At 68.1% G+C, this 26128-nt stretch carries 18 protein-coding genes, 1 tRNA gene and 1 other RNA gene; 9 read left to right on the top strand and 11 right to left on the bottom strand.

Going from position 1 to position 26128, the window contains the following annotated elements; genetic code table 11:
• Positions 1-45: 45 nt before the first annotated feature.
• Entirely contained in the window at positions 46-3921 is a 3876-nt protein-coding gene (gene purL, locus D000_RS0105280; RefSeq protein WP_018872495.1) for a phosphoribosylformylglycinamidine synthase, read from the bottom strand.
• 348 nt (positions 3922-4269) lie between these two features.
• Here purL and ssrA point away from each other — a divergent pair.
• Together ssrA and D000_RS0105270 are read left to right on the top strand one after the other, a co-directional pair.
• Positions 4270-4630: a transfer-messenger RNA gene (ssrA, locus tag D000_RS13790) on the top strand.
• A gap of 59 nt (positions 4631-4689) precedes the next feature.
• Entirely contained in the window at positions 4690-5109 is a 420-nt protein-coding gene (locus tag D000_RS0105270; protein ID WP_018872493.1) for a secondary thiamine-phosphate synthase enzyme YjbQ, read from the top strand.
• A gap of 27 nt (positions 5110-5136) precedes the next feature.
• Here the strand turns inward: D000_RS0105270 and rlmM are convergent, their stop codons facing one another.
• From rlmM to D000_RS0105240, 6 genes are all read right to left on the bottom strand, one after another.
• The gene (gene rlmM, locus D000_RS0105265; protein ID WP_018872492.1) at positions 5137-6213 is read right to left on the bottom strand and encodes a 23S rRNA (cytidine(2498)-2'-O)-methyltransferase RlmM; all 1077 of its coding nucleotides are present in this window, start codon (positions 6211-6213) and stop codon (positions 5137-5139) included.
• A gap of 119 nt (positions 6214-6332) precedes the next feature.
• Positions 6333-8066, bottom strand: coding sequence for a thiosulfohydrolase SoxB (gene soxB, locus D000_RS0105260; RefSeq protein ID WP_026279780.1), 1734 nt, complete (start codon positions 8064-8066; stop codon positions 6333-6335).
• A 426-nt stretch (positions 8067-8492) separates the two neighbouring features.
• A complete protein-coding gene (locus D000_RS0105255) occupies positions 8493-9497 on the bottom strand; it encodes a class I fructose-bisphosphate aldolase (protein ID WP_018872490.1) in 1005 nt (334 codons plus the stop codon).
• 151 nt (positions 9498-9648) lie between these two features.
• Positions 9649-10866 carry an NAD(P)/FAD-dependent oxidoreductase gene (locus tag D000_RS0105250; protein ID WP_038047537.1) on the bottom strand — a complete coding sequence of 406 codons (1218 nt, stop codon included), beginning with the start codon at positions 10864-10866 and terminating at the stop codon, positions 9649-9651.
• A gap of 25 nt (positions 10867-10891) precedes the next feature.
• On the bottom strand, positions 10892-11440 hold the full coding sequence (locus D000_RS0105245; RefSeq protein ID WP_018872488.1) for an RDD family protein: 549 nt from the start codon (positions 11438-11440) through the stop codon (positions 10892-10894).
• Positions 11441-11488: 48 nt separating this feature from the next.
• Positions 11489-13051, bottom strand: a complete 1563-nt coding sequence (locus D000_RS0105240; RefSeq protein WP_018872487.1) for a phospholipase D family protein — start codon at positions 13049-13051, stop codon at positions 11489-11491.
• Positions 13052-13297: 246 nt separating this feature from the next.
• On the opposite strand from D000_RS0105240, the gene D000_RS0105235 reads away from it, so the two are divergent.
• Positions 13298-13374, top strand: a tRNA-Val gene (locus D000_RS0105235).
• Positions 13375-13460: 86 nt separating this feature from the next.
• Here the strand turns inward: D000_RS0105235 and D000_RS0105230 are convergent.
• On the bottom strand, positions 13461-14603 hold the full coding sequence (locus D000_RS0105230; RefSeq protein WP_018872486.1) for a DUF5610 domain-containing protein: 1143 nt from the start codon (positions 14601-14603) through the stop codon (positions 13461-13463).
• Positions 14604-14740: 137 nt separating this feature from the next.
• Here D000_RS0105230 and D000_RS0105225 point away from each other — a divergent pair, with 137 nt between their 5' ends.
• Both D000_RS0105225 and ubiG read left to right on the top strand, forming a co-directional pair.
• Complete coding sequence (locus tag D000_RS0105225; RefSeq protein ID WP_018872485.1) at positions 14741-15409, top strand: bifunctional 2-polyprenyl-6-hydroxyphenol methylase/3-demethylubiquinol 3-O-methyltransferase UbiG; 669 nt, start codon at positions 14741-14743, stop codon at positions 15407-15409.
• Positions 15410-15479: 70 nt separating this feature from the next.
• On the top strand, positions 15480-16235 hold the full coding sequence (gene ubiG, locus D000_RS0105220; RefSeq protein ID WP_018872484.1) for a bifunctional 2-polyprenyl-6-hydroxyphenol methylase/3-demethylubiquinol 3-O-methyltransferase UbiG: 756 nt from the start codon (positions 15480-15482) through the stop codon (positions 16233-16235).
• Between the two features lie 7 nt (positions 16236-16242).
• Here the strand turns inward: ubiG and D000_RS0105215 are convergent, their stop codons facing one another.
• Positions 16243-17805: a deoxyribodipyrimidine photo-lyase gene (locus tag D000_RS0105215; protein WP_018872483.1), complete on the bottom strand. Its 1563-nt coding sequence runs from the start codon at positions 17803-17805 to the stop codon at positions 16243-16245.
• Between the two features lie 304 nt (positions 17806-18109).
• Between D000_RS0105215 and D000_RS0105210 the strand changes: the two genes are divergently transcribed.
• The 3 genes from D000_RS0105210 to D000_RS0105200 are packed head-to-tail and all read left to right on the top strand — an operon-like array spanning position 18110 to position 21065.
• Complete coding sequence (locus tag D000_RS0105210) at positions 18110-18880, top strand: SDR family NAD(P)-dependent oxidoreductase (protein WP_018872482.1); 771 nt, start codon at positions 18110-18112, stop codon at positions 18878-18880.
• Positions 18877-19848 carry an NAD(P)/FAD-dependent oxidoreductase gene (locus D000_RS0105205; RefSeq protein ID WP_018872481.1) on the top strand — a complete coding sequence of 324 codons (972 nt, stop codon included), beginning with the start codon at positions 18877-18879 and terminating at the stop codon, positions 19846-19848. Before D000_RS0105210 ends, D000_RS0105205 begins: the two co-directional genes overlap by 4 nt.
• Positions 19845-21065 carry an FAD-binding domain-containing protein gene (locus D000_RS0105200; RefSeq protein WP_018872480.1) on the top strand — a complete coding sequence of 407 codons (1221 nt, stop codon included), beginning with the start codon at positions 19845-19847 and terminating at the stop codon, positions 21063-21065. Before D000_RS0105205 ends, D000_RS0105200 begins: the two co-directional genes overlap by 4 nt.
• Here the strand turns inward: D000_RS0105200 and D000_RS0105195 are convergent.
• The gene (locus D000_RS0105195) at positions 21060-21608 is read right to left on the bottom strand and encodes a cyclin-dependent kinase inhibitor 3 family protein (RefSeq protein ID WP_018872479.1); all 549 of its coding nucleotides are present in this window, start codon (positions 21606-21608) and stop codon (positions 21060-21062) included. The two genes, D000_RS0105200 and D000_RS0105195, sit on opposite strands and share 6 nt — an antisense overlap.
• Before the next feature lie 122 nt (positions 21609-21730).
• Here D000_RS0105195 and D000_RS0105190 point away from each other — a divergent pair, with 122 nt between their 5' ends.
• Positions 21731-24865, top strand: coding sequence for an error-prone DNA polymerase (locus D000_RS0105190; RefSeq protein WP_018872478.1), 3135 nt, complete (start codon positions 21731-21733; stop codon positions 24863-24865).
• A 210-nt stretch (positions 24866-25075) separates the two neighbouring features.
• Here the strand turns inward: D000_RS0105190 and D000_RS0105185 are convergent, their stop codons facing one another.
• Positions 25076-26128 carry a glycosyltransferase family 10 domain-containing protein gene (locus D000_RS0105185; RefSeq protein WP_026279778.1) on the bottom strand — a complete coding sequence of 351 codons (1053 nt, stop codon included), beginning with the start codon at positions 26126-26128 and terminating at the stop codon, positions 25076-25078.

Below are 26128 nucleotides of genomic sequence, written 5' to 3'. Positions count from 1 at the left end.
TGCTCCGGAAACTGCCTTCCTTATAGACCATCCCGGCGCAGCCCCTCAGTTGACGAACACCCTGGCATTGCGGAACAGCCGCATCCACGGTCCGTCGTCGCCCCAGTCCTCGGGGTGCCAGCTGTGCTGGACCGTGCGGAACACCCGTTCCGGGTGCGGCATCATGATCAGCGCACGGCCATCGCCGCTGCAGAACCCGGTGGCGCCACCGGGCGATCCGTTGGGGTTGGCCGGATACCGTGTGGCCGGGGCATCATCGGCCTCCACGTAACGCAGCGCGGCCTGGTCATGGACCGGTGTGTCGCCCGGGTAGCGCACGCGGCCCTCGCCATGTGATACCACGACCGGCAGCACGGACCCGGCCATGCCGTCCAGCAGGGCCGCCGGTCCCGGCTCGACCCGCACCTGCGAGAGCCGCGCCTCGAACTGCTCCGAACGGTTGCGCACGAAGCGAGGCCAGTGATCGGCCCCCGGGATCAGCGGTGCCAGGTGCGACAGCATCTGACAGCCATTGCAGACCCCCAGAGTGAAGGTCTGCCCGCGCTCGAAGAACGCCTGGAACGCATCGCGCAGGCTGGCGTGATTCAGGATGGTCTGCGCCCAGCCACCCCCGGCACCCAGGACATCGCCATAGGAGAAACCGCCGCAGACCGCCAGTCCCTGCATCGAGTCCAGATCCTGACGGCCCTGCAGCAGGTCGGTCATGTGCACATCCACCGGCGCAAAGCCGGCCCGCTCGAAGGCCGCCGCCATCTCCAGCTGCCCGTTCACACCCTGCTCGCGCAGGATCGCGACCCGCGGGCGGACACCCGTTGCGATCATCGGCGCCGCCACATCCTCGGCCGGGTCGAAGACCAGTCGTGGCTGCAGGCCATCGTCCGCGTCCACGCGCTCCAGCTCCTCGTCGGCGCACTCGGGATCATCGCGCAGGCGCTGCATCTGCGCCGAGGTCTCCTGCCACTGGCGCTGCAGGTCCGAGCGGGTCGCGTGCAACAGCGGGCTGCCGCCCTGCTGCACCGTGATCGCTTCGTCCGCACGCAGACGCGCTACCGGGTGCAGATGGGCCTCCAGCCCGGCGGCCGCCAGCGCGTCGCGCAACGCCGATTCGGCGCCTGCCGCAACCTGCACCACCGCGCCCAGCTCCTCGTTGAACAGCCAGGCCGCGGCCGGATGGTCCGCGGGCACCTCGATATCGAGTCCGCAGCGCCCGGCAAAGCCCATCTCCAGCAGCGTGGTGATCAGACCGCCATCGGAACGGTCGTGATAGGCCCGCAACAGCCCGTTACGCCGTAGCGTTGTGATCGCATCAAAGAAGGCGCGCAGGCGCCCGGCGTCCACCACATCGGGGACCGTCTCGCCAATGTGTCCATAACTCTGGGCCAGCGCCGAGCCACCGCTGCGCATCCGGCCTTCGCCCAAATCGATCAGCCACAGGCGGTCGTCGGCGGCCACATCCGGCATCGGGGTCAGCGTCCGCCGCGCGTCGACCACGGGTGCGAACCCGGACACAATCAGCGATACCGGCGCATGCATGTGACGCGACTGGCCTTCGGCGGTCTCCCATACCGTGCGCATCGACAGCGAATCCTTGCCCACCGGGATCGAGATCCCCAGTGCCGGACACAGGTCCTCGGCGATGGCACGCACGGTGTCGAACAGATTGGCGTCCTCACCCGGCACGCCGGCGGCCGCCATCCAGTTGGCCGACAGACGGATCGCATGCGTACCGTCGATATCCGCGCCCGCGAGGTTGGTCACGACCTCGCCGATCGCCATTCGTCCGGAGGCCGGTGCCGACAGGATCGCCAGTGGCGTGCGCTCGCCCATCGCCATCGCTTCGCCGCTGTGGCCGTCGAAATCGGTCAGCGTCACCGCGCAGTCGGCCACTGGCACCTGCCACGGGCCCACCATCTGGTCGCGCGCCACCAACCCGCCCACGCTGCGGTCACCAATCGTAATCAGGAAGTGCTTGGCCGCGACCGCCGGCATGCGCAACACCCGCCCCAGGGCCTCCGCCAGCGGCGCGCCCTCCGGGTCAAACGCGGTCACCGGCGCGGGCAGGCGCCGGTCCTCGCGCGTCATCCGCGGCGTCTTGCCCAGCAGCATGCCCATCGGCATGTCCACCGGCGGCTCGTGAAACAGGCGATCCTCCACCCGCAGGTGTCCGGCATCGGTGGCCTCTCCGACCACCGCGAACGGCGCCCGCTCGCGTTCGGCCAGGGTGCGGAAGGTCTCCAGACGATCGGCGGCGATCGCCAGTACGTAGCGCTCCTGTGCCTCGTTGCACCAGAGCTCCATTGGCGACAGTCCCGGTTCCGCGGTGGGCAGATCGCGCAGCTGGATGACCCCGCCACGCCCCGCATCATCCAGGATCTCCGGGATCGCGTTGGAAAGCCCGCCGGCCCCGACATCATGAATGGAAAGAATGGGGTTGCCGGCACCCAGCGCGGTGCAGCGGTCGATCACCTCCTGACAGCGCCGTTCCATCTCCGGATTGCCGCGCTGCACAGAGGCAAAGTCCAGCTGCTCGGAACTCGCGCCACTGGCCATGGACGAAGCGGCCCCACCGCCCAGACCAATCAGCATCGCCGGGCCGCCCAGCACCACGATCGGGGTACCCGCCGGCACATCCTGCTTGTGCACATGCTCGCCGCGGATCGACCCGACCCCGCCCGCCAGCATGATCGGCTTGTGGTAGCCGTACAGTCGCTCGCCCCCGCTCCCGTCCGGCAACGCCATCTCCAGGGTCCGGAAGTAACCGGCCAGCGCGGGGCGGCCGAATTCGTTATTGAAGGCCGCGGCCCCGATCGGGCCGTCCAGCATGATCTGCCGCGCACTCTCGATCCGCCCGGGGCGACCGAAATCGCGCTCCCAGGGCTGGGCAAAACCGGGGATCTGCAGGTTGGACACCGAGAAACCGGTCAGCGCCGCCTTCGGCTTGGAGCCCTGGCCGGTGGCGCCCTCGTCACGGATCTCGCCGCCGGAGCCCGTGGCCGCGCCCGGAAAGGGCGAGATCGCGGTGGGATGGTTGTGCGTCTCCACCTTCATCAGGATCGGCAGGTCCAGCGTCTCGCGCCGGTACTCGCCGGTGATAGCATCTGGCATCAGGCGGGTTCCCTGGTGCCCGGCGATCACGGATGCGTTGTCACTGTAGGCCGACAGCACACCCTCCGGGTGGCGCGCATGGGTCTGCCGGATCATCCCGAACAGGGTGCGTGCGTCCTCCTGACCGTCCAGCACCCAGGCGGCATTGAAGATCTTGTGCCGGCAGTGCTCCGAATTCGCCTGCGCGAACATCATCAGCTCGGCATCGGTGGGCGCGCGACCCAGGGCGGAGAAGCCCTCGGCGAGGTAGTCGACCTCGTCCGCCGACAGCGCCAGCCCCAGATCGGCGTTGGCGCGTTCCAGGGCCGCGCGGGCATCGGCGCCCAGCTCCACGCGCGCCAGCGAGCGCGGCGTTTCATCATGGAACAGACGGGCCGCATAGGCCGGGTCTTCGATCACGGCCTCGGTCATGCGGTCATGGAACACCCCTGCCAGCACGTCCGCATCGGCGGTCCGAGCCGGCTCTCCGCCGAGCTGCCAGTGCACCCCGCGTTCGATCCTTTCGATCGCACCCTCAAGACCCGCGTGATGTGCGATTTCGGTGGCCTTGGACGACCACGGGCTGATCGTGCCGAAGCGCGGGATCACCACCAGCTCGCGACACACCGCGAACCGCGGGGGAGTCCAGGCCTCACCCTCGTTCAGCAGGCGCCCGAGCACGGCTTCCTCGGCGGCGCTCAGCCGGCGGCGGGTGGCCACGAAATAGACAAACCGAGCGGCCAGCGGACCGGCCCCCGGCACCACCGCCCGCAGCCCAGCCTCCATTGCCTGCAGCCGAAACGGCGAGACCGCCGCGCCCCCTTCCACAACCCGCATTGCGCTTCCTCGAAACCCGACGTGGCAAAAGCAGCGCATTGTACCGGACACGCCCGCCGCGCGGGACCTGTCAGACCGATCTCACCTCGGAGCCCACAGAGGGCACGGAGAAGGTCAAGCGACTGTTCACGGGAAGACGGGAAGGCAAGAAGGTTCTGGGGTGACGAGGATCGCCCTGAACGGTGCCAGTCATCCCATTAAAAATCTTCCCGTCTTCCAATCTTCCTGTAAATCGACCGGCTCTGTGTCCGCTGTGCCCTCCGTGATAAATCCGCCCTTGACCTGCTCCTGGGCGACAATCACATGGCCGGGGAACTTCGGATGCGCTACCATGTCAATGAAGTACTTGGGGGCGACTTGGCTTCGACGCGGGTCGCGAAACCTTAGGTGCATGCCGAGGATGTGGTGAACCTCGTTAAAATCACTGCAAAAAAATAGTTGCCAACGACGACAACTACGCACTCGCCGCTTAAAAACCGGTAGATGCCGTCCGACTGGAGCCGTGCTTATGCGTCCAGTATCGGGCGTCGACTCTCATAAGCTCGTGGTGAAGCGCGCCCGGCGTGGATCCATTAAAACTCAACCGGGATCGCCAGTTGCATTCCCTGCCTGTCGGGTAGTGGCTGGTTAAACTCAAAGACAGAATAAGCATGTAGAGCCGAAGGCGGAGGTCCTGCGGACGCGGGTTCGATTCCCGCCGCCTCCACCACTTTTGACCGACCAATCAAGCGCCTGCGGGCGCTTTTTTGTTTGCATTCGAGAACGCTCATGGCCGTCTACCAGGACACCCTCACACAGCAGACCCGGGGGCGCGGCACCCTCGACATCACCCAGGCGGTGGAACATGTGGTCCGGGCTTCCGGCATCACCACCGGGACCTGTCACGTCTTCCAGCATCACACCAGCGCCTCGCTGCTGATCACCGAGAACGCGGATCCCGATGTGCGCCATGATCTGGAAACCCTGATTCAGCGCATTGCGCCGGACGCCGACCCCGCCTACCGCCACGACATGGAAGGCGACGACGACATGGCCGCTCACGCGCGCGCCATGCTCACCCACAACGACCTGACCCTCCCGGTTGGTCACGGGCGCCTGGTACTCGGCACCTGGCAGGGTCTCTTTTTGTGGGAACACCGATACGCGCCCCACAGTCGCCGACTCACCATCACCATTCAAGGCGAATAGCGCCGCCGCTAACCCTGACCGCCAGGCTCAATCGCGCACCACGTGCACGGTGATCTCCTCGCGGTCGTGATACAGCTGCCGCGCCCGCAGCCGGTAACCCACCCCTGTTGCCTGCAGGCGCTCTTCGATATGGCCGAGACACTGGCGCACCGTCTGCCAGCGGCTCTTCATCGGCAGCTTGAGGTTGAAGATCGTCTCCTGGCACCAGCCGGCCTCCAGCCAGTCCGCGATGCGTGCGGCCACCCTTGCGGGCTTGTCGACGATATCGCACACCAGCCAGCGCACCGGGTTCGGAGGTTCCCAGGTAAAGGCATCCGCGCGGTGGTGCTCCACCTGGGTGGTCGCCATCAGCCGGGCATCCATGGGCCCGTTATCCACCGCATGTACGTACATCCCGCGCCGAATCAGCTGCCAGGTCCACCCGCCCGGCGCCGCCCCCAGGTCCACCGCCTGCATCCCTTGCGCCAGACGTTCCTCCCAGGCCTCGCGGGGGATAAAGGTATGCCAGGCCTCCTCGAGTTTCAGGGTGGATCGGCTGGGGGCCTCCCGCGGTGAACGCAGGTGCAGGATGCCCCCCGGCCATTCGCTGCGCCGTCCCGGCTGGCTGAGCCCGAGCTGGACCCGGTCACCCGCGCGCCAGAACACATGCAGGCGCCGCCCACCCGCCGCTGGTCGCAGCACGCCACGGCGTTTCAGCACCGCCGACAGCGGGCGCTCCACCGCCCGTATCAACCGCCGCAGCGCCTTGCCCTCGTTGGTATCCGGAGTCTCGTGCCAGATCGAGTCGACCCGCCACCCGGCCGCGACCACCTGTTCGATGATCGGCGTCAGACGGTCGCTGCGATCCAGCCCCTCGAGCACGGGCAGAGCCGGAAAGACCTGGCGCGCGAACACCAGCGGCTCCAGCGCCAGCACCGACTCCAGCGACGCCACACAGCCGTCCGCGGGCTCGAACAGGACAAACCCCGCACCCGCCTCCACTCGCGCAAAGCCGGCCAGGCCCGCGGCTGCGGCGCGCTCGGTCAGTTCGGCGGTCAGGTCGCCCTCGAATCCTGCGCGGCAGTACAGCAGCAGGCCGGCAAAACCCTCTTCCCGAGTATCCATCCGCAAGTGCTCTCCCCTGATCGCCGCCCGTCGGGCAAAAAAAACCGCCGTGCACGGCCTGACGTGCACGGCGGCGAGACTACCCGGCCCGCAAAGGCGGGCCAAGTACAGGGCGGCGCCTAGCGCGCCAGACCGGGGTCCCCTTCCACGTTTTTCAGCTTCGGCAGGTACGGCTTGCCGGGCCGGATCGTGTCCTGCTCGCGCAGGTAGTCAGCGACCACATCCCAGACCGGGTCGGTATCCAGCGGCTCATGGACGTTGGCCCAACCGGCGACCACGTAGTTCTTGTCCGCATCCACCGGCTCGCCATTGATGTACATGTCGCTGATTCGGCTCCCCATCGACTCGTGCGGGTCGATGGTGTACTCGATACCGGCGGTACGCACCATGTCGCCACCGCGGTGGTGGTAGGGGTTGGAGTTGAAGATCGAGTTGGCCACATCCTCCAGCGCGTTCTTCAGCTGCGCACCGGTCATCTCGTTGCGCTGCGTCTCCGAATAGGTGGTCGCCGTCTGGGTCATCAGCTCCTCGAAGGTGATCGGCTTGCCCGGCAGCACGCTGATACCCCAGCGGAAGCCCGGAGACAGCGCCACCTCGGCATCCATCTTCTTGATCATCGCGTCCATGATGACCTCGTCAAACGTGCCGTTGAAGTTGCCGCGGCGGTACAGCACGCCCTCGGTAACAGCCAGTTCCTCGTTCAGCTTGTCCTCGTACGGCTCGCGCACCTTGCGGATGTGTTCTTCCATATCCGCATCCGGCTCGATCAGGTTGGAGAACACCGGCAGCAGGGTGAACTTGTAGTCGCGGATGCCGCGATCGGTCACGTCCAGATCCATCACGCCGAGGAACTTGCCATTCGAGCCGGCATTGGTCACCAGGGTACGGCCACCATCGGCATTCTCGATCTCCATCGCGCCCGGGACCGCATCATGCGTATGACCACCCATGATCACGTCCACATCGCGCAGGCGACGCGCCATTTCCATGTCGGTCACCATGCCGTTGTGCGACAGGATCACCACGACCTTCGCACCCTTCTCGCGGCACTCGTCGACCATACGCTGCATGTTCTGGTCACGGATACCGAAGCTCCAGTCCGGGAACATGTAGTCCGGGTTGGCCACCGAGGTGTACGGGAACGCCTGACCGATGACCGCCACCGGCACACCGTTCATCTCGCGGATGGTGTAGGGATCAAACACCGGGTCGCCCCAGTCCCGGTCCTCGATGTTCTGCGCCAGGAAGTCGATGCCGTTCGGCTTGAACTCGTTTTCGACCACCTCGGTCACGCGTTCGGCCCCGAAGGTGAACTCCCAGTGCCCCACCATGATGTCGATCCCCAGCATCTTCTGGGCGTCGACCATGTCCTGTCCGTCGGTCCACAGCGAGGTGGCGGTACCCTGCCAGGTATCGCCGCCGTCCAGCAGCAGCGAATTCGGGCGCTCGGCGCGCAGCTTCTTGACCAGCGTGGACAGATGCGAGAACCCGCCCAGGCGGCCGTATTTCTCCGCGGCGTACTTGAAGTCCAGATGGGAAATGGCATGCGCCATCGGAGTGCCGGGTTCCACGTCGAAGTACTCGAGTATGGCGTTGCCCGCCAGCACCGGCGGCTTGCCCTGCATGTCCCCCACGCCGATATTCACGTCCGGCTCGCGGAAGTACACCGGCTTCAGCTGCGCGTGGCAGTCGGTGTAGTGCAGCAGCGACACGTTGCCGAACTTCGGGAGGTCGTACATATCCGCTTCGGCAGGTCGCCAGCTGCCCTTCTCGCCCGCCCAGGCATTCATCGAGAATCCGGCCGCGCTGGCTGCAACCATGGCTTCAAGAAACTCTCTGCGCGTAAGACTCATTCACGTTCTCCTCGGTGGCTTAAATCGTTTCGGACAATAACGTCCTTCCCGCTTCACGACGCACGTGGCCGCAGAATGTTCCCTGCAAGGGCCCCATTGCCCCGCTCGCATCGCCTTTTTTGGCCGATATTTCCGCTTTATTTGCGTATTTTTCCGGACAATCGCGGACGTTAACGATTTTCATCATTTTTGGACGGGGCTTCACATTTCCCCGGCCCGGACACAAAAAAGCCTGCTATCCGCAGATAGCAGGCCAAGACGCGACATACACCGTCGAAAACGAGCGGACCGCGCGCACGCTGGGGGAGTCGTGCATCCCACGCGGCCCCGCAGTCGAGTCCGACCGCTTCAGGCTAGTAATGCCCGCTACGTCTTTTCTTGATCCAGATCAATAACGCGTGCGATCCGGGGCCGTTCGCCCAGGGCTCAGGCCGCATACCGACCCTGGGAGGCCAGCCCGTTGTCGCGCGCACGCTCGTACACAGTCTGCTGTGCCTTCTCGTAGTTCGCGGCCATATCCTGCCCCCACAGTTGCAGCGCGGCCTGCTGCATGCCGCGCCCGTAGGAAAACGACAGCGGCCACGGTGCCGCGCCGATCCGGTTCATCGCGTCCAGGTGCCGGGTCGCATCCGCATCGCTCTGGCCGCCGGAAAGGAACACGATGCCTGGCAGGATGGCCGGTACCGCGGACTCCAGGCAGCGCAGCGTGGCGTGCGCGACGTCCTCTGCGTCCGCCCGCTCCGGACAGTCCTTCCCGGGCAGCACCATGCTCGCCTTCAGGATCGTGCCCTCAAGCAATACGTGATGTTCGTACAGGGCGCGGAATACCGCCCGCAGGGTGGCCTCGGTCACGCCGTAGCAGGTCTCGATGTCGTGATCCCCGTCCATCAGCACCTCCGGCTCAACGATGGGCACTACCCCCTGCTCCTGACACAGCGCCGCATACCGGGCCAGGGCATGCGCGTTCGCTTCGATACAGGTGTCCGTGGGCATGGTCTCGCCAATCGTGATCACCGCACGCCACTTGGCAAACCGCGCGCCCATCCCGGCATACGCCTCCAGGCGCTCACGCAGACCGTCCAGGCCCTCGGTCACCTTTTCCCCCGGAAAACCGGCCAGATCCTTCGCCCCGGTATCCACCTTGATGCCGGGAAGAATGCCGGCCTCCCGCATCACGTCGACGAACGGGCGGCCGTCCCGGGTGGACTGGCGAATGGTCTCGTCGTAGAGGATCGCCCCGGAGATGTATTCGTTCAGACCCGGAGTGGTCAGCAGCAGCTCGCGGTAGGTGCGCCGGTTTTCCTCCGAGTTCTCCACTCCGACCGCTGCCAGGCGCTTGGCAATCGTACCGGTGGATTCATCAATGGCGATGATGCCCTTGCCGGGCGCCACCATCGCCTCGGCGGTCTCAACCAACTGGTCAATCTTCATGCCTGCTCCTTGCATGCCTTTGCGGCAATGCGCTGTAAGGGCTGAATGCCTTCCACAGGAGCGTAGTCACCCGCCATGCCTTCTTCCAACGGGACGGCGGGTGCTGAACCAGGTTTTTGCGCACGGCCTGGCAGCCGGACTGCCGCGGGGCTCAGGCGTGCTCCCCGGCCGCGTGCCCGGAGGCCCAGGCCCACTGAAAGTTGTGCCCGCCCAGATGGCCAGTCACGTCCACCACCTCGCCAATGAAGTACACACCGGGGACCCGCCGGCACTCCATGGTCTTGGAGGACAGCTCGCCGGTATCCACCCCACCCAGGGTCACTTCCGCCGTGCGGTAGCCCTCGGTCCCGGAGGGCCACACCGTCCAGGGCTGGCAGGCCGCGACCACCCGCTCGATATCGGCGTTGCTTAGCTGTTCCAGGGTCCGGTTCTCGACCCACAGTTCGCACCAGCGCTGCGCCACACGGCGCGTCAGCTGCTCTCCGAGCACACTTTTCAGTTCGACCTTGGGACGTTGCGTGCGCAGCGCCTGGAGGTGCGCGGACAGATCCAGATCCGGAAACAGGTCGATCATCACCGCCTGCCCCTCCTCCCAGTAGGACGAGGCCTGAAGCACGGCCGGCCCGCTCAGCCCGCGGTGTGTGAACAGCAGGTTCTCGCGAAATCCCATCCCGCCGGCCGTCGTCACCGTATCCAGCGCCACACCGGAGAGCCCCTCCAGTTCCTCAAGGGGGCGCCCACTCAGTGTGAACGGCACCAGAGCCGGGCGCGTCGGCTGCAGCAACAGTCCCAGCGTGCGCGCGAGGTCCAGACCGAATCCGGTCGCCCCCATGCGCGGGATCGAGTACCCCCCGGTGGCGATCACCAGCGACTCGCAGGCGATCGCCTCGCCGCCTGCCTCCAGCCGGTGCGGTGCGCCCGGCTGGACGTCGCGCACCGGTGTATCCGTGCGCACCGAGACCCCGACCGCTGCGCACTCGTCCAGCAGCATGCGCACGATATCCCTGGACGAACGGTCGCAGAACAGCTGTCCCAGCTTCTTCTCGTGGTAGGGAATGCCGTGTTTCTCCACCAGGGCGATGAAGTCCCACTGGCTGTAGCGACTGAGCGCGGACTTCACGAAATGCGGGTTGGCGGAGATGAAATTGTCCGGCTCGCAGTACAGGTTCGTGAAGTTGCAGCGGCCACCACCGGACATCAGGATCTTCTTGCCGACCCGATTGGCGTGGTCCAGCACCAGTACCCGGCGACCGCGCCCGCCCGCGGTCAGCGCGCACATCAGCCCGGCCGCGCCACCCCCGATCACGACGACATCGAAGACCTCCGTCGGCTTCGCATCCGCCGTCACTGGTAGCGCCTCGCGCGGCATAGGTCCCGCGACGGTCTCGGCACCTTCAGCGCAACCATTCCTTGCGCACAACCAGGGTGTTCGCGATCAGGTCATGCAGCGCCTGACGCCGCCGGGTGAACGCCACCATGATATAGCCGATCATCAGGATCAGCCCGGACAGAATGGTCGCGAAATGGCGCCCGGTCGCGCGCAGGAACGTGATCCGGTCCCCGTTGAAATCCACCACTCTCAGGCCGAACACCATCTTCCCAAGCGTTGCCTGATACCGGGAGCTGTGCATCCCGGCCCAGTACAGCCAGGCGACCACGACATTCACCAGGAACCAAGCGGCCTCGCCCGGGGGCACGGGATCATCCGGACCGCGCGCCACCATGGTCTCCGGACTGATCAGCGCCTGTGCCACCACCTGCGGCACGCCGATAATCACCGCATCCAGAAGATAGGCCCCGACCCGGATCCAGAAACCACCATAGGCCGCGCGATCCTCTGGCGGGCCGTCGGCCCGCGCGATGGCCCCGTCCAGCTCTGTCCCGCACTGCGCGCAGAAACGCGCATCCGGGGCATTCTCCTTGCCGCACTGTCCACATTCCATGATTGATCGCTCTCCGTTTTCTCTGTACCTGGGGTTTGCTCGTGCCGCCTACAGCAATGGTTCCACCGGCAGAATCCGTGTCATCCCGGACACGAATCGCTGCCAGAATCCCGCCTTGGGCTCGTAGCGACGGGCATTGCCGGATCCGTCCCGCCAGATCAGCCCTCCGACTGCATCCCGGTCCACGCGGTAGGCGACCTCGGAACGCAGCCCCTGCCCGTACAGCTCGGCCAGGCGCTCCACCAGCACCGGATCGCGCAGAAACATGCCCGACTCGCTGTTGGTATGGGCCGAGCGCGGGTCCATGTTGAACGACCCTACGAAGGCCTCCTCGCGGTCGAACACCAGCAGTTTAGTATGCAGGCTGGCCTGCGACGGGTGGATGTCGCGGTCGCGTTCCAGCCGCGCCCAGCGCGGCGGTCCGGTCGGGCGCAGCTCGAACAGCTCGACGCCCGCGTCCAGCAGCGCGTGGCGGCGGCGCGCATAGCCGCCATGGGTAAACGCCACATCATTGGAGGCCAGGGAATTAGTCAGCACCTGCACCCGCACGCCCGAGGTGCTCATGTGCGAAAGCTGCGCGGTACCATCGCGTCCGGGCACGAAGTACGGCGACATAATCAGCAACTCCCGCTCCACTTCCAGCAGCCGCTGGGCCAGCGCATCCGCGACCCGCGAGCCGTCACCGCGTCCGCGCGCCTTGGCCTCGGCATCCACCACGAACTCCGCCTGCGCGGTCCACACATAGGCCGCGGCATCGGCCATCGGCTGCGGCACCGGCAGGCCATTTAACGGCTCCATCTGCATCAACGGATGGGTGTGATTCTGTGCCACCCAGGCGCGCAACGCGCCCTGCTGCACCGCCAGCCGCTCCGGCGCCCCCTCCCCCGGCGCCAGTCGCGCCATGCCGATGGCCCCCGGGCTGTTCCAGAAATCCAGGAAGGACTGCTCGATCTCCCGGACCAGCGGGCCGGCTACCACCAGATCCAGGTCCGCGAAGTTGTAGTCCGGGCTCGCCTCGAAGTATTCGTCGCCGACATTGCGCCCCCCAGTGATTGCCAGATGGCCGTCCACGACCCAGGCCTTGTTGTGCATCCGGTGATTCAGGTCGCTACCGCGGAAGAAGAACTCGGCGCTGGCCCGCAGCAGGCCCTCGCGAGTATGGAAGGGGTTGAAGATCCGCACCTCGATATGCGAGTGCTGGTCGATCGCCGCCAGCTTCGCGTCGCGCCCGCGGGCATCGATGTCATCCAGCAGCAGCGATACCTGCACCCCGCGATCGGCCGCCGCCAGCAGCTCGCCCATGAGCACGCGACCCGCGGCATCATCGCGCCAGATGTACGCCTGCACCTGGATCCGCTCGCGCGCCTTGCGAACGCTCATCACCCGCCAGCGAAAGGCCTCCGCACCCTCGTCGAGCAAGCGAAATCCGCTCTTCCCATCGATCCGGGCTGGCTCGTAGCCCTCCAGCCAGTGCGCCAGAGGCCCGTCCGTGGCAGGCGGCGCCAGCTTCGCCCACGCACGGTCCGGTGCCGGCTGCATCGGCGCACAGCCCACCACCAGCCCCAGCACCGCGGCCAGGACGAACGCCCCGTACAGCTTCCAGTGTCCCATGTGCCCAGCAGATCCCCGTGCAGGCCGCTCCCCCGGCCCGGCCCAAGCATACACAAACCGCCACCCGCAGCCAGGCGCCCATCTGCACCGAGCCCTTCAGGCCATTGGCCAGCGCAGCTCCGAGGAATCAGCGCCAGAGGGTTCCGGGCATCGATCAGGTCCCGACCCGTATGCCCGCAAGCCAACCGGTGCGGAAGTCTTTGACACCCCCGCAAGACGCTGTAGAATACGCCGCTTGAACACGACAGGCGCGTAGCTCAGCTGGTTAGAGCACCACCTTGACATGGTGGGGGTCGTTGGTTCGAGTCCAATCGCGCCTACCAGATCCAGAAAAGGCCGCCCCGGGAAACCGGGGCGGCCTTTTTATTTCCGACGCAGCGCGCGGTTGTGGCCGCCGAAGGGTCCGGGCCTATCCACGCACGGCGTCCAGTAGCCGCTCCAGGTTCTTGCGGAAGGCCTCCTGCTGCGCCGCGGCTGCGGTCTTGAAGCGGGTGTCCTGCTCCACCAGTGTCTGCAGGATCGGGCCCGCACCGGTGAGGGCATCGCCAGCGAACGGCAGCTCCGGGGTCTTCAGACTTTCCCGCAGGGCCTCGATCAGCTGGCCCAGGCGCCGCACCGGCGCCGACTGCTCCGGGGCATCGATCTTCTGGGTCTGTTCGTAGGCCTGTGCCATGCGGTAGACCTCGGTGCGCGTCATGCGCAGGTCCATGGACTTCAGCTGCTCACGGTCGAAGCGCAGGTCCGGCAACATTGCAAAGGCCTGTTGCACGTCGCCGTTGAAGAATTCGTCGGCCACCTGCCCGATATCCCGCACCAGGCCCTGCACGGCGCGGATTTCGTCGGCATCGAGGCTGCCCTGTACGGAGAAACTGAACCCGCTCTCCTGATAACGGCTCACATCCATCCATGCCCCGGCGCCGTCGGCCCCGGTCTCCAGTGCGAGCTGTGCCCGCGCATCCTGGACGCTCTGGAACTCGATTCGGACCTCCGCACCGGAGCGGGTCTGGATGTTCAGCTCCAGGCTCTCCGCGCGCTGGAAGCGCTCCGCGCGCACGAAGCGGGCCTCCTCGGGGGGCATCGTGGCCATCGGGTCGGTCCGCAGTTCTTCCAGACCCGCGAAGATCAGGCGTTCGGTTTCATCCACGTCCGCCGCGATCTGCCCGTTCAGGAGGTTCAGGCCGGACAGGATCTCGCGCGCCTCGCGAAAGCCCTGTTCCACGCCGGCAACCGCCTGTTCCTTCAGCTTGCCAAGTTCCGCCTCCGAGGCCCCGCGGGCGCGTGCATGCGCCAGGCCCAGCTCGACGAAACCGACAATGCGCTCGGCCACCTTTTCCGGGGTGAAATCGTTCGCGTCCAGCCGTTTCAGACTGCCCGGGCTCTGCCCGGGAAGATGCTGCGCGAGCTGATGCAGCAGCTGATTCTGCAACGCTGTGAGGCTGCGCGTAGCGGCCGAGGGGCCACCGGCGGGGCCGGCACCCGGCCCTTCGGAGCCCGCACGCAGGCTGGCAGGAATGGTACGGTTGGAAGCGGCAACGGGGGTATCGATCATCATATCGGTCACGCACACACGGGGACGGGTACGGAAGGTAACGGCCGCGTTTTTGATTTCTTGAGTGGTGCGTTGCACCGCCGCCCGTGCCTGCGCACACTGCCGGCCCCTTAACGCCGCCTGCCGCGAGGCCGGACACCATGCTCAGAAGCCTGATCTACGACCGCCTGATCCTGCGCCTGACCACGCAGTGGTATGCCGCCGTGTTCCAGCGCCTGGCGCCGGGGGCCACGGTACTGGATGTCGGCGTGGGCACCGCCGGGGCCCTGCTCGCTCACGAGCGCCGGATCCGCGAATGCGGGCTGCGCGTGACCGGTATCGACGTTGACCGGGACTATATCCACCGCGCCCGTGCCCGGGTCCGTGCAGCGGGGCTGGAAGACCAGGTCGAGCTGGCGCTGGAATCGGTGTACGACCACGCCGGCGGACCCTATGACGCGGTGTATTTCTCCGGCAGTTTCATGCTGCTTCCCGATCCCGAGCGGGCGCTGCGCCACTGTGCGGGCCTGCTGTCCGACACGGGCCGCATCTACTTCACCCAGACCTTCCAGATTCGGCGTTCGCCGCTGCTCGAGCGCCTCAAGCCATGGCTGCGCCGGTTGACCACCATCGACTTCGGGCAGGTGACCTACGCGGCGGACTTTCGCGCGCATCTTGCCCATGTCGGACTGACCATCGAGGACTGGACCACGCTGGATGAACACCGGAGCCGCGCCGCCTGCCTGGTGGTCGCAAGACCGGCCCGGTCAGACGCCGGCGGGCAAGAACCCCGTCACCAGCACCAACGCCGGGTACGGAACCCGGGGTAATCCGCCGCGAGGGATCGTTTGCAGCCGGGGACGGTCGTAGCACAAACACGATCTCCGCCAGGGGCCGCGCATGACATCTCCCTCCTCCCCGCATGACCGCACGGTCGATCCCGCCGAAGTGGCGCGCTACCGCGCCCTGGCCGACATGTGGTGGGAGCCCGGGGGCCGCCTGTGGCCGCTGCATGTCCTGAACGGCCTGCGCACGGGGTACATCCGTGATCAGCTCTGCGCCGCGCTCGGACGCGACCCGGCACAGCCGGCCCCGCTGGCCGGGCTGCGCATGCTCGACATCGGCTGTGGCGGCGGCCTGCTGAGCGAGGCCATGGCCCGGCTCGGCGCCGACGTGCTGGGCGTGGACGTGGTCGAAAGCAACATCGCCGTTGCCCGCCAGCATGCGCAGGACACCGGGCTCGGCGTGCGCTACGAACTGGCAACCGCCGAGGCACTCGCCGCGCGCGACGAGCGCTTTGACGTGGTCCTGAACATGGAAGTGGTCGAGCACGTGGCCGACCTGTCCGGGTTCCTGCAGGCCGTGCACCGGATGGTCCGGCCGGGCGGATACGGCTTCGTCGCCACCATCAACCGCAACCCGGTGTCCTACCTGGTGGCCATCCTCGGGGCCGAGTACATCTTCCGCATCCTGCCTCGCGGCACCCACCAGTGGCGGCGCTTCGTCACCCCTGCGCAGATGCAGACCTTCTTCGAGCGCGACGGACTCCAGCCGGTGGCCAGTACTGGCATCAAGGTGAACCCCCTGACGCGGCGGATGTGGCTGTCACGCTCGCAGAGCGTCAATTACATGCTGATGGCACACAGACCGGCGTAAGGGCGCCTCAGAGGTCCGGCTCCGGGAACAGATCCAGCTGATCGCCGTCCGGGTGGCCCTGCGGCGATCCACGCCGCCCGCGGGCCGCGCGCCGGCTGCCGTGACGCTTCCGGATGGCCGCGCTCTCGCGCCGGGCGGCCGCGTCCCCACGGATCCCCCGGAACCGCTCGCGGGCGCGCTGGGCCGCGTACGCGTGATCCACCAGCGGGGCTGGATAGTCGACACCGATGCGGCAGCCGGCCCTGCGCTGCAGTGGTTCCGGCATCCGCCACGGCTGGTGGATCCAGTCACCGGGTACCGCCGCCAGCTCGGGCACCCAGCGGCGAATGAACCGACCCTCCGGGTCCTGATCCTGTGACTGCTTCACCGGGTTGTAGATGCGCAGGGCATTGATGCCGGTGGTGCCGGACTGCATCTGCATCTGGCTGTAGTGAATCCCGGGCTCGTAGTCGGTAAACATGCGGGCCAGGTGCAGCGCCGGCTCGCGCCAGTGAAGCCACAGATGGTAGGCGGCGAAGGCCACGACCATCGCCCGCATGCGGAAATTGATCCAGCCGTGATCGCGCAGGACCCGCATGCAGGCGTCCACCAGCGGGAACCCCGTGCGGCCCGCCTGCCAGGCCTCGAAATGGTCACGGCTGAAGCCCTCCTCGCGCAGCCCGTCGCAGGCGCGATGCAGGTTGCGAAACTCGATCGACGGCTGATCCTCGAGCTTCTGCATGAAGTGGCAATGCCAGTGCAGCCGTTCCTCGAACTGGCGCAGCGAGCGCTGCCAGGCCCGGCGCGCCGGTTCCGGGGCACCCCGTAGCGAACGCTGGCGCTCGCGGGTCGCCTGCAGCACCCGCCGCAGGGAGAGCGTGCCGTAGGCCAGATGCGGACTCAGGCGCGAGCTGGCGGTCCAGGCGCGCTCCGGGCTGCTGATGCCGCCGGCGTAGTGGCGCCCCCGGTCCCGCAGGAAATCCCGCAACACCTCGCGCCCGGCCTCCAGACCCGGCGGCTGCAAGTCGATCGGTGGCTCCGCTGCAACCGCCTCGGGGCTGTCCGGAAGCCGCTCGATCCCGCCGGTTACGTCCTCGCAGCCGGTGATCGCCACGGGTGCGGCCTCGGCGGGCTCGGCCATCAGCGCCTCCCATTGCGCGGCCCAGCCATCGCGGCGGCGCAGGCGCCGCACCACCCCGTGCTGGCGGTATTCATGCCACGGTATCCCCCGCGCCGACAGGAAACGCGCAACCGCCCGGTCGCGGTCGAAGGTCCACTGGTTGCCCGTTTCCTGGTGGCTGTACAACGCGGCCACCGGTACGGTCGCGCACAGCTGTTCGATCACGTCCGCGGCATCGCCATGGCGCACGATCAGCGGCTGGCCCAGGCCGCGCAGCGCCCGGTCCAGCGCCACCAGGCTGCCACGGATGAAGTCCCAGTGGCGGCGGCTGGTATCCGCCTGCTCCCAGTATTCCGGTTCGACGACATACAGTGGGAGCACGCGACCCGCCCGCGCCGCCTGCACCAGCGGCAGATGATCGTCAATCCGCAAATCGCGCTTGAACCAGACCACCTGAACCGGTGACGACATGCGAAACCTCCACGGTGACGGGTTGACCGACCCGCTCCATCCCGGCCTCGGTCGGGAGGAACACGAGCTGATTCGACCCATGCCGTTCTGAATGCCAAGGGGCCACACGACGATCCCTGTCACCTGTTCCCGCCTCTGCTTGCGCATATGCGGTACGAGCGCGCCCCTAGCACTGACTCCGCTCGACGCCCCCGGTTCCGGGGCACCGCCCGAAGGGAACTTGCCGGCCCCGTACCGGCCATAGTTCTCATTCGCGGGTGCGACCCTGCGTCCGCCTCCTCACCTACGAACGGGACCTGCCGCCATGAGCCCCCGGACCCTGCTGATCACCGGCGCCACCGGTGGCATCGCCCGCGCCCTGCTGGGGCAGCTCGAACCCGGGCGCGACCGCGTAGCCCTGGCCGCGCGCGACGCCACCGCCCTGCACGAGCTCGCTGCAACGCTCCCGTCGGCATTCGAAGCCATCGCCATCGACGCGGACACCAGCACCCCGGAGGGCGCCCGTGAGGCGGTGCGGGCAGCCTCGGAGCATTTCGGCGCCGCCCCGGTCTGCCTCGCCCACTGTGTCGGAAGCGCCCTGCTGGCACCCCTGCACCGCACCACCGATCGCCAGTATCGAGACTGTTTGGTCGCCAACCAGGACAGCGCCTTCTTCACCCTCCGCGCCTGGGTCCAGGCGCGGCTGCAGGCGGACGTCACCGCGGGCGGCGCGGTCCTGTTCAGCTCGGTGGTCGCGCAGATCGGGGTTTCCAACCACGAGGCCATCGCCATGGCCAAGGGCGCCATTGCCAGCCTGGTCCCGGCCGCCGCGGCCACCTACGCCCCCCAGGGACTGCGCATCAATGGCATCGCCCCGGGGCTGACCCGAACCGGAGCCACCGAACACCTGTTCAAGGCGCGCAATGCCGAGGCCCAGGTCGCCGCGCAATACCCGCTGCAGCGCTACGGTGAAGCCGACGATATCGCCCGCGCCGCAGACTGGCTGCTGTCCGATGCGGCCGCCTGGGTTACCGGGCAGGTGCTGTCCGTGGACGGCGGCTTCTCCCGCGTGCGTCCGCTGGTGCAACGCGCATGACCCGCATCGCCGTCATCGGGGCCGGCATCGCCGGGCTGGCGGCCGCGCGCGACCTGGCCGCTCGCGGCTACGCCTGCACCGTATTCGAGAAAAGCCGCGGGCTGGGCGGACGCATGGCGACGCGGCGCGCGGGGCCACTGCGCTTCGACCATGGGGCCCAGTACTTCACCGCGCGCGGGCCCTCGCTGCAGGCGCGGGCCCGCGAATGGCAGACCCTCGGGGCCGCCGCCGAGTGGGCACCCGGCCGCCTGGTGGGCTGCCCGGACATGACGGCGCCAGCGCACGCCCTGGCCCGTGGCCTGACCATCCATCGCGAATGCCGAATCACACAACTGATCCCCACCGCCGACGGCTGGCGCCTGCAGGCCGATCCAGCCCCCAGCCCCGCCGACCTCGAGGCCGCATTCGCGGCGGTACTGCTGGCCATTCCGGCCCCCCAGGCCGCGGACCTGTCGCGTCCCTCGGGTGTAGAACTGCCCGCGCTGGACGCAGTGCGCTACGCACCCACGATCACACTGATGGCGGCCTTCGACCGACCCCTGAGCGGGATCGGGGAGGCCCTGGAGCCTGAGAGCGGCCCGCTCGCCTGGATTGCACGCAACCACACGAAACCCGGGCGCGCAGCACGGCCCGAGACCGTAGTAGCCCACGCGGGTTCCGAATGGTCGCGCGCGCACATCGAGTCGGACCCGGAGACACTGGTCGCCCCCCTCACGCAGGCCCTGCGACCCTACGTGGGCGAGGCGGAGCCGGTCCATCGACAGGTCCACCGCTGGCTGTACGCCCGGGTCGAACAGGCCGCCGACCAGCCCTGCCTGTGGGATGCCGACCGGCGTCTCGGCGCATGCGGCGACTGGGCCCTGGGCGCGCGGGTCGAGGCCGCCTTCGACAGCGGCGAGTCCCTGGCCGCGGCGGTCGCCGCCAGTCTGCCCGTGGTGCCGACGCCACACCCCCGGGGCATACCATGACAACACCGCTCTTCACGCCCCGGCTGAACGCTGCGCGGGCACGTCTGGAGGCCTTTGCGCCCCTGGCCGGGCGCCATTACGCGGCCGAGCGCAACCGCGACTCCGGGCCAGAGCGCCGCGACAACGTCTCGCTGCTGTCTCCGTACATCCGCCATCGGGCCCTTGCTGAACACGAGGTCCTGGCCGCGGTGCTGCAGCACCATACGCCGGAAACCGCGGAAAAGTTCATCCAGGAGGTGTTCTGGCGCACCTACTGGAAGGGCTGGCTGCAGATGCGGCCACAGGTCTGGCGATCCTTTCTGGACGAATGCGCGGCCCAGCGGGAGCGCCTGGAGCACGAACCCGGTCTGCGCGCGGCGGTGACGGCGGCCGAGCAGGGCCGCACCGGCGTGGAAGGCTTTGACGACTGGGCGCACGAACTGGTGCAGACCGGCTACCTGCACAACCACGCGCGCATGTGGTTCGCCTCGATCTGGATCTTCACCCTGCAACTGCCGTGGACGCTGGGGGCCGATTTCTTTCTGCGCCACCTGCTTGATGCCGACCCGGCCACGAACACCCTGGGCTGGCGCTGGGTCGCCGGCATCCAGACGCCGGGCAAGACCTACCGCGCCGATGCCGACAACATCGCGCGCTTCAGCAACCACCGCTTCCGGCCCTCCGGGCTTGCGCGCGAGACCCATCCACTACCCGCAGAGGCACCCCCCAGCCCGGCTCCACTGAGCGCGCCGCGCGACCTGCCGGCGGGCGAACCCGTGCTGCTGTTGTTGCACGGGGACGACCTCTGCGGTGATGCGGTCCTGCCTGCCGCCACCCGCGTCGCGGCGGTCCGAGTCGCGGCCGGGGGACACACGCAGCACCCCTGGCCCTTCGGGGCGCCCGCCGCGGAGTGGGTCACTTGCCTCGCGGCCGATGCCGCGGACCACGCCCGGCACACGCGGCAGTGCCCGTCCGGGGTGCTGCCCGGGCTGGATGCCGCCGCCCTGCGTCAGGCCTGCGTAGAGATGGATCTGCGTGTCGTGGCCACGCCCGAAGCCCCGGTCGGCCCGGTGGCCGACGGGCTGGAGCGGGTGGCCCGCGAGCTGGCGGCCGAGGGCATCGAACTGGTGCCGCTGCGCCGGCGCTGGGATGCGCTTGCGTGGCCTCACGCGACGCACGGCTTCTTCCGTTTCAAGCGCCAGATCCCGGAACTGCTGGCCGCTAACGGCCTGCTATAGACGCCTGCCTTTCAGGTAGCGCTGCTGGTCCGGGCTCTCGATGGCACCCGGGCGCGCCGCCCGCACCTGGCGGATCGCTTCTTCCGGATCCAGGTGGTCGCGCTCGCTCAGGGTGAGGGCCGCGATGGTGCCGGCACGACCCTGCCCGCCGCCGCAGTGAAAGACCACCCCCTCCCCGGCCTCCAGCCGCGCGTGGATCACGGGGCCGATGCGCTGCCACAGCGACTCCCAGGGGCGGTCCGGGGCGGCCATGTCGCCAATCGGCAGGTGCAGCCAGTTCAGGCCGGCCGCTGCTGCGGCCGCCCCCAGCTCGGGCACACCCAACGCCTCCAGCTCTTGTGGCGGATTCAGCGTAACCAGCGTGGTCGCGCCCCAGTCACGGATCGCGGCCAGATCCGCGTGTAGATCGCCCGTCCCGCGCTCGGCCGCGGGACGGTCCAGCTCGGTGCCGGGACAACGGGTCATGCCCAGGGTCCCACCGCTGATCGGCTTCAGGGTGCCGATCTTCAGGGTGTGTGGCTGCGATGGACGAGAATCGGTCATATCGGACGGGCTCCAGGGGTCACTTGCGCCAGTGTACCCGGCGCAGCCGGGATCGGCCGCGGGCGCCACCAAACAGGGACCGGGATCTTGCATGCCCCATATACTGTTTATATAAACAGTATATGGAAGCCCCAGCCCCCGAACTACCCGACTACGCCGAGCTCACGGCGCTCAGCAATTTCTCCTTTCTGCGCGGATCCTCGCACCCGGAAGAGCTGGTGGAACAGGCCCGGGCGCTGGGGTATCGCGCCCTGGCGCTGACCGACATGGCATCCCTGGCCGGTGCCGTGCGGGCACACACGGCCGCGAAGGCCTGCGGGCTGCATCTGATCCTGGGCGCACGCCTGGAGCTGGAAGACGGCCCTGCCCTCACCCTGCTGGTACGCAACCGCACCGGCTATCAGGGCCTGTGCCGCCTGATCACGCAGGCCCGCCACGCGGCCACCAAGGGCACCTACCGGGTAACCCGTGGCGACCTGGAGCTCCCGCTCGAAGCCCGCGCCGGCTGGCATGTCCTGATGCAGGTACCCGGCGCGGCGGATGCGGAGGCCACCGCGCTGGAACAGGCGTGCTGGCTGGCCGACTGGGCCGCTGCCGGACAGGCGCACCTCGCGGTCGCCCGGCTGCGCACGCCGGAGGATGCCGCACGCACCGCCAATGCCCGCCGCCTGCAGGCTGCGACCGGGCTGCCGATCGTCGCCTGCGGCGACGTGCACATGCACCGGCGCGGGCGCCGCGCACTGCAGGACGTACTGACCGCATTGCGCCTGCGGACCACCGTAGGCGAGGCGGCGGCCCAGCGCTTTCCCAACGGCGAGCGCTGCCTGCGCCCACGGACGGAACTGGCCACGCTGTACCCCGTCGCATGGCTGGCGCACAGCGTGAGCATCGCGCAGGATTGCGACTTCTCTCTGGACGCCGTGACCTACCGCTACCCCACCGACCCGATCCCGGCGGACACGAGCCCGGCCCAGTACCTGCGACGGGAGACCCTACGCGGGGCACGGGCACGCTGGCCCGACGGCATCCCTCGAGGTGTGCAGCAACAGATCGAGCGCGAGCTCGGGATCATCGCGCAGCTCGGCTACGAGCCCTATTTTCTGACGGTCTACGACATCGTACGCTTTGCCCGCGGCCGCGGGATCCTGTGCCAAGGGCGTGGCTCGGCGGCGAATTCCGCCGTTTGTTATGCCCTCGGGATCACGGCGGTGGATCCCTCGCGCTCCAGCATGCTGTTCGAGCGCTTCATCTCCGCCGAGCGTGGCGAGCCACCGGATATCGACGTCGACTTCGAGCACGAGCGCCGCGAGGAGGTGATCCAGTACATCTACCGGCGCTACGGCCGCGAGCGCGCGGCGCTGGCCTGTACGGTAATCCGCTACCGCCGACGCAGCGCCCTGCGCGACGTCGGCCGCGCCCTGGGCATCCCGCGCGCGCGGCTGGATGCGCTGACCGCCAACCTCGCCTGGTGGGACGACGGCATCCCCGCCGAGCGCCTGCGCGAGGTCGGGCTGGATCCGGACGGCGCCCTGGCCCGGCAGTGGCAGGCCCTGACCGCCGAGCTGCTGGGCTTTCCCCGCCATTTGTCGCAGCACACCGGCGGCTTCGTGATCGCCGAGGGCCGGCTGGACGAGCTGGTGCCGATCGAGAACGCGGCGATGCCGGAGCGCTCGGTGATCCAGTGGGACAAGGACGACCTCGACGCGGTGGGGCTGTTGAAGATCGACGTGCTGGCGCTGGGCATGCTCTCCTGCGTGCGCCGCGCGCTGGAGCTGATGGCGCGCCACCGGGGCCGCGAGTGGGGCCTGGCCGACATCCCCGCCGAGGACCCGGCGGTCTACCGCATGCTGCAGAAGGCCGACACCCTGGGCGTGTTCCAGATCGAGTCGCGCGCGCAGATGAGCATGCTGCCGCGCCTGAAGCCGGCGAACTTCTACGATCTGGTGATCGAGATCGCCATCGTGCGCCCCGGCCCGATCCAGGGCGAGATGGTGCACCCGTACCTGAAACGCCGCGCCCACCCGGAGCGGGTGCGTTATCCCAATCCCGAGATCCAGCGCGTGCTGGGGCGGACCCTGGGCGTGCCAATCTTCCAGGAGCAGGTGATCGAGCTGGCGATGGTCGCGGCCGGCTTCTCCGCCGGCGAGGCGGACGGGCTGCGTCGCGCGATCGGGGCCTGGCGCCGTACCGGCCAGCTCGCGCGCTACCGCGAACGCATGATGGACGGGATGCGGCAACGCGGCTATCCGGAGAAGTTTGCCGAGCAGCTGTACAAGCAGATCCTCGGCTTTGGCGAATACGGCTTCCCCGAGTCGCACTCGGCCAGCTTTGCGCTGATCACCTGGGTCTCGTCCTGGCTCAAGTGCCACGAACCGGCGATCTTTGCCTGCGCCCTGCTGAACAGCCAGCCGATGGGCTTCTACGCCCCGGCACAGATCGTCGCCGACGCGCGCCGCCACGGCGTGGAGGTGCGCCCGGTGGATGTGCGATGCAGTAACTGGGACTGCACGGTGGAGCCGGTGACCGGGAGCGACGCGCTGGCCCTGCGCCTGGGCCTGAACCGGGTCGGCGGGCTCGCGCAGGCCGTGGCCGAGCGTGTCGTCGCCGCGCGCACCGAGCGCCCGTTCGCGGACGTGCCGGATCTGGTGGCCCGCGCCGCCCTGACCCGTGCCCAGGCCAACCGCCTGGCCCGTGCCGACGCCCTGAAGGGCCTGGCCGGCAACCGCCACCAGGCGCGCTGGGCGACCGAGGCGGTGGAGGAACCCCTGCCGCTGTTCGCCGACGCCCCGGCGGAGACGGTGCGCGAGGCCGACGTGACCCCGCTGCTGCCGCGCCCGGATGCGGTGGATGATCTGGTGCAGGACTACGCCACCCAGGGCCTGAGCCTGGGCCCGCACCCGCTGGCGCTGATGCGCCCGTTCCTGGAGCAGCGACGACTGGCCACCGCCGCCCGGCTACTGGAACGCCCCGGGCACCCGGGGGCGCGCTATGCCGGGCTGGTGATCACCCGCCAGCGGCCGGGCTCGGCCAACGGCACGGTGTTCCTGACCCTGGAGGACGAAACCGGCACGCTGAACCTGATCGTCTGGCCGGACCGGGTGGAGCGCTTTCGCGTCGAGGTCCTGCACGGCCGCCTGCTGGAGGCCCACGGAGAATGGCAGTACAGCGACGGGGTCGGCCATCTGATCGTGCAGCGCCTGATCGACCGCAGCGTCTGGCTGGGCGAGCTGACCACCCGCTCCCGCGACTTCGGCTGATCGCCATTCGTGATCCGCACAGCGACTAAAAGACCGGGGCCTTATTCACCACGAAGCTCACGAAGGCACGAAGGAAAAGGACGTGGGAACCACAGAGCACACGGAGTCCACCGAGAATTCCCGGGATGCATCGCTGAATCGATCACGCGAAACAGCTCTGGTTGGACAGGCGTGATCTTTCGGCCTGACATCCCCGGCCCGGAAAACACCTCAGCCAGCGCGGCCGGAGAGGTGGCCGATGCGCTGGGTGAGTTTTTCCCAGGCGCCCTCCAGGGCGGCCAGTGGGTCGCGACGGCGCAGGGCCCGGCGCGAGTGGATCCACTGGCCGGTCGGCCCGGCTGGTTCTGTGTCGTGTGCGGCCTCGATGATGCGCGCGGCAACGGCGAACTGGTTGTACTCCTCCAGCACGCGACGCCGGGCCTCAAGGATGTGCGGCAGCCGCTGTTCGTATTCGTTGTCGCGGATCGCGCGGCGAATGCGCTCGGCCGTTCCATCGACATCGTCGATGTCGATGGCAATGAAGCTCTCCGGCGGAAAGTAGTCCGCAGCATTCGGCGCGCCGTAGTAGAACGGCAGGGTCGCGCCGAGGAAGGCATCGGCCAGCTTCTCGGTCCAGTGATGCGGCCCCACGTAGTTCTCCACCGCGACGTGATAGCGATACGCGTCCAGGCACTCGGCCTTGTCGTCCAGCGGCTGTACGCCCTTGCCGAAGATCTCCAGCTCGGGCAGTTGGGCCTTCAGGGCCCAGGTGAAGTCGTAGCGCCGCCGATGCAGGGTGTGGCGCTGGCGCTTGGCCGAACACATGGTGGCGATCTCGCGGGTCTTTTCCAGCGGCGGGTGTGCCCGCATCTCGTTGTACGGCCGCTCACCCTGGCTGCCGAAGCCGTAGTACCAGATCATTCCCTGCTGGGAATGGATGCGCCGCCGGTGCTTGAGCGCCCATTCCGGGTGCGAGGTCAGCACCTGGCCGAACTGGCGGGTAAAGCGCCGGCCGTAGGACTTGATCGAGGGCGGCTCCATGGTCACCAGCAGGGTGCGCTCGGCGCCACAGGCGAGGCGTTCGCTGTAATGCCGGTTGCGCCCTGTGTTGGACGGGAATTCGTCGTACACCACCAGCCAGTCGTACTCGGTCGCCTGCGGGTCGAAGGTGAACTCGCAGCGCCCCCAGCGCGCCTCGCCGTCCGGCAGCTGGTGGCGCCAGATCGACTCGCGCATGGTCGACAGGAACTTGACCCGGATCGGGTCTGCCGGCGAATCGCTCAC

Origin of the sequence: Thioalkalivibrio sp. ALJ16 (genome assembly GCF_000377345.1) — a bacterium.
Lineage (GTDB): Bacteria > Pseudomonadota > Gammaproteobacteria > Ectothiorhodospirales > Ectothiorhodospiraceae > Thioalkalivibrio.
The sequence above is the reverse complement of the archived record's forward strand: the minus strand, read 5'-3'. Positions and strand labels throughout refer to the sequence as shown.

Excerpts from the sequence above, each read along its gene's own strand:
- purL (WP_018872495.1), bottom strand. The coding sequence starts at position 3,921 with ATGCGGGTTGTGGAAGGGGGCGCGGCGGTCTCGCCGTTTCGGCTGCAG.
- D000_RS0105270 (WP_018872493.1), top strand. The coding sequence starts at position 4,690 with ATGGCCGTCTACCAGGACACCCTCACACAGCAGACCCGGGGGCGCGGC.
- rlmM (WP_018872492.1), bottom strand. The coding sequence starts at position 6,213 with ATGGATACTCGGGAAGAGGGTTTTGCCGGCCTGCTGCTGTACTGCCGC.
- soxB (WP_026279780.1), bottom strand. The coding sequence starts at position 8,066 with ATGAGTCTTACGCGCAGAGAGTTTCTTGAAGCCATGGTTGCAGCCAGC.
- D000_RS0105255 (WP_018872490.1), bottom strand. The coding sequence starts at position 9,497 with ATGAAGATTGACCAGTTGGTTGAGACCGCCGAGGCGATGGTGGCGCCC.
- D000_RS0105250 (WP_038047537.1), bottom strand. The coding sequence starts at position 10,866 with ATGCCGCGCGAGGCGCTACCAGTGACGGCGGATGCGAAGCCGACGGAG.
- D000_RS0105245 (WP_018872488.1), bottom strand. The coding sequence starts at position 11,440 with ATGGAATGTGGACAGTGCGGCAAGGAGAATGCCCCGGATGCGCGTTTC.
- D000_RS0105240 (WP_018872487.1), bottom strand. The coding sequence starts at position 13,051 with ATGGGACACTGGAAGCTGTACGGGGCGTTCGTCCTGGCCGCGGTGCTG.
- D000_RS0105230 (WP_018872486.1), bottom strand. The coding sequence starts at position 14,603 with ATGATGATCGATACCCCCGTTGCCGCTTCCAACCGTACCATTCCTGCC.
- D000_RS0105225 (WP_018872485.1), top strand. The coding sequence starts at position 14,741 with ATGCTCAGAAGCCTGATCTACGACCGCCTGATCCTGCGCCTGACCACG.
- ubiG (WP_018872484.1), top strand. The coding sequence starts at position 15,480 with ATGACATCTCCCTCCTCCCCGCATGACCGCACGGTCGATCCCGCCGAA.
- D000_RS0105215 (WP_018872483.1), bottom strand. The coding sequence starts at position 17,805 with ATGTCGTCACCGGTTCAGGTGGTCTGGTTCAAGCGCGATTTGCGGATT.
- D000_RS0105210 (WP_018872482.1), top strand. The coding sequence starts at position 18,110 with ATGAGCCCCCGGACCCTGCTGATCACCGGCGCCACCGGTGGCATCGCC.
- D000_RS0105205 (WP_018872481.1), top strand. The coding sequence starts at position 18,877 with ATGACCCGCATCGCCGTCATCGGGGCCGGCATCGCCGGGCTGGCGGCC.
- D000_RS0105200 (WP_018872480.1), top strand. The coding sequence starts at position 19,845 with ATGACAACACCGCTCTTCACGCCCCGGCTGAACGCTGCGCGGGCACGT.
- D000_RS0105195 (WP_018872479.1), bottom strand. The coding sequence starts at position 21,608 with ATGACCGATTCTCGTCCATCGCAGCCACACACCCTGAAGATCGGCACC.
- D000_RS0105190 (WP_018872478.1), top strand. The coding sequence starts at position 21,731 with ATGGAAGCCCCAGCCCCCGAACTACCCGACTACGCCGAGCTCACGGCG.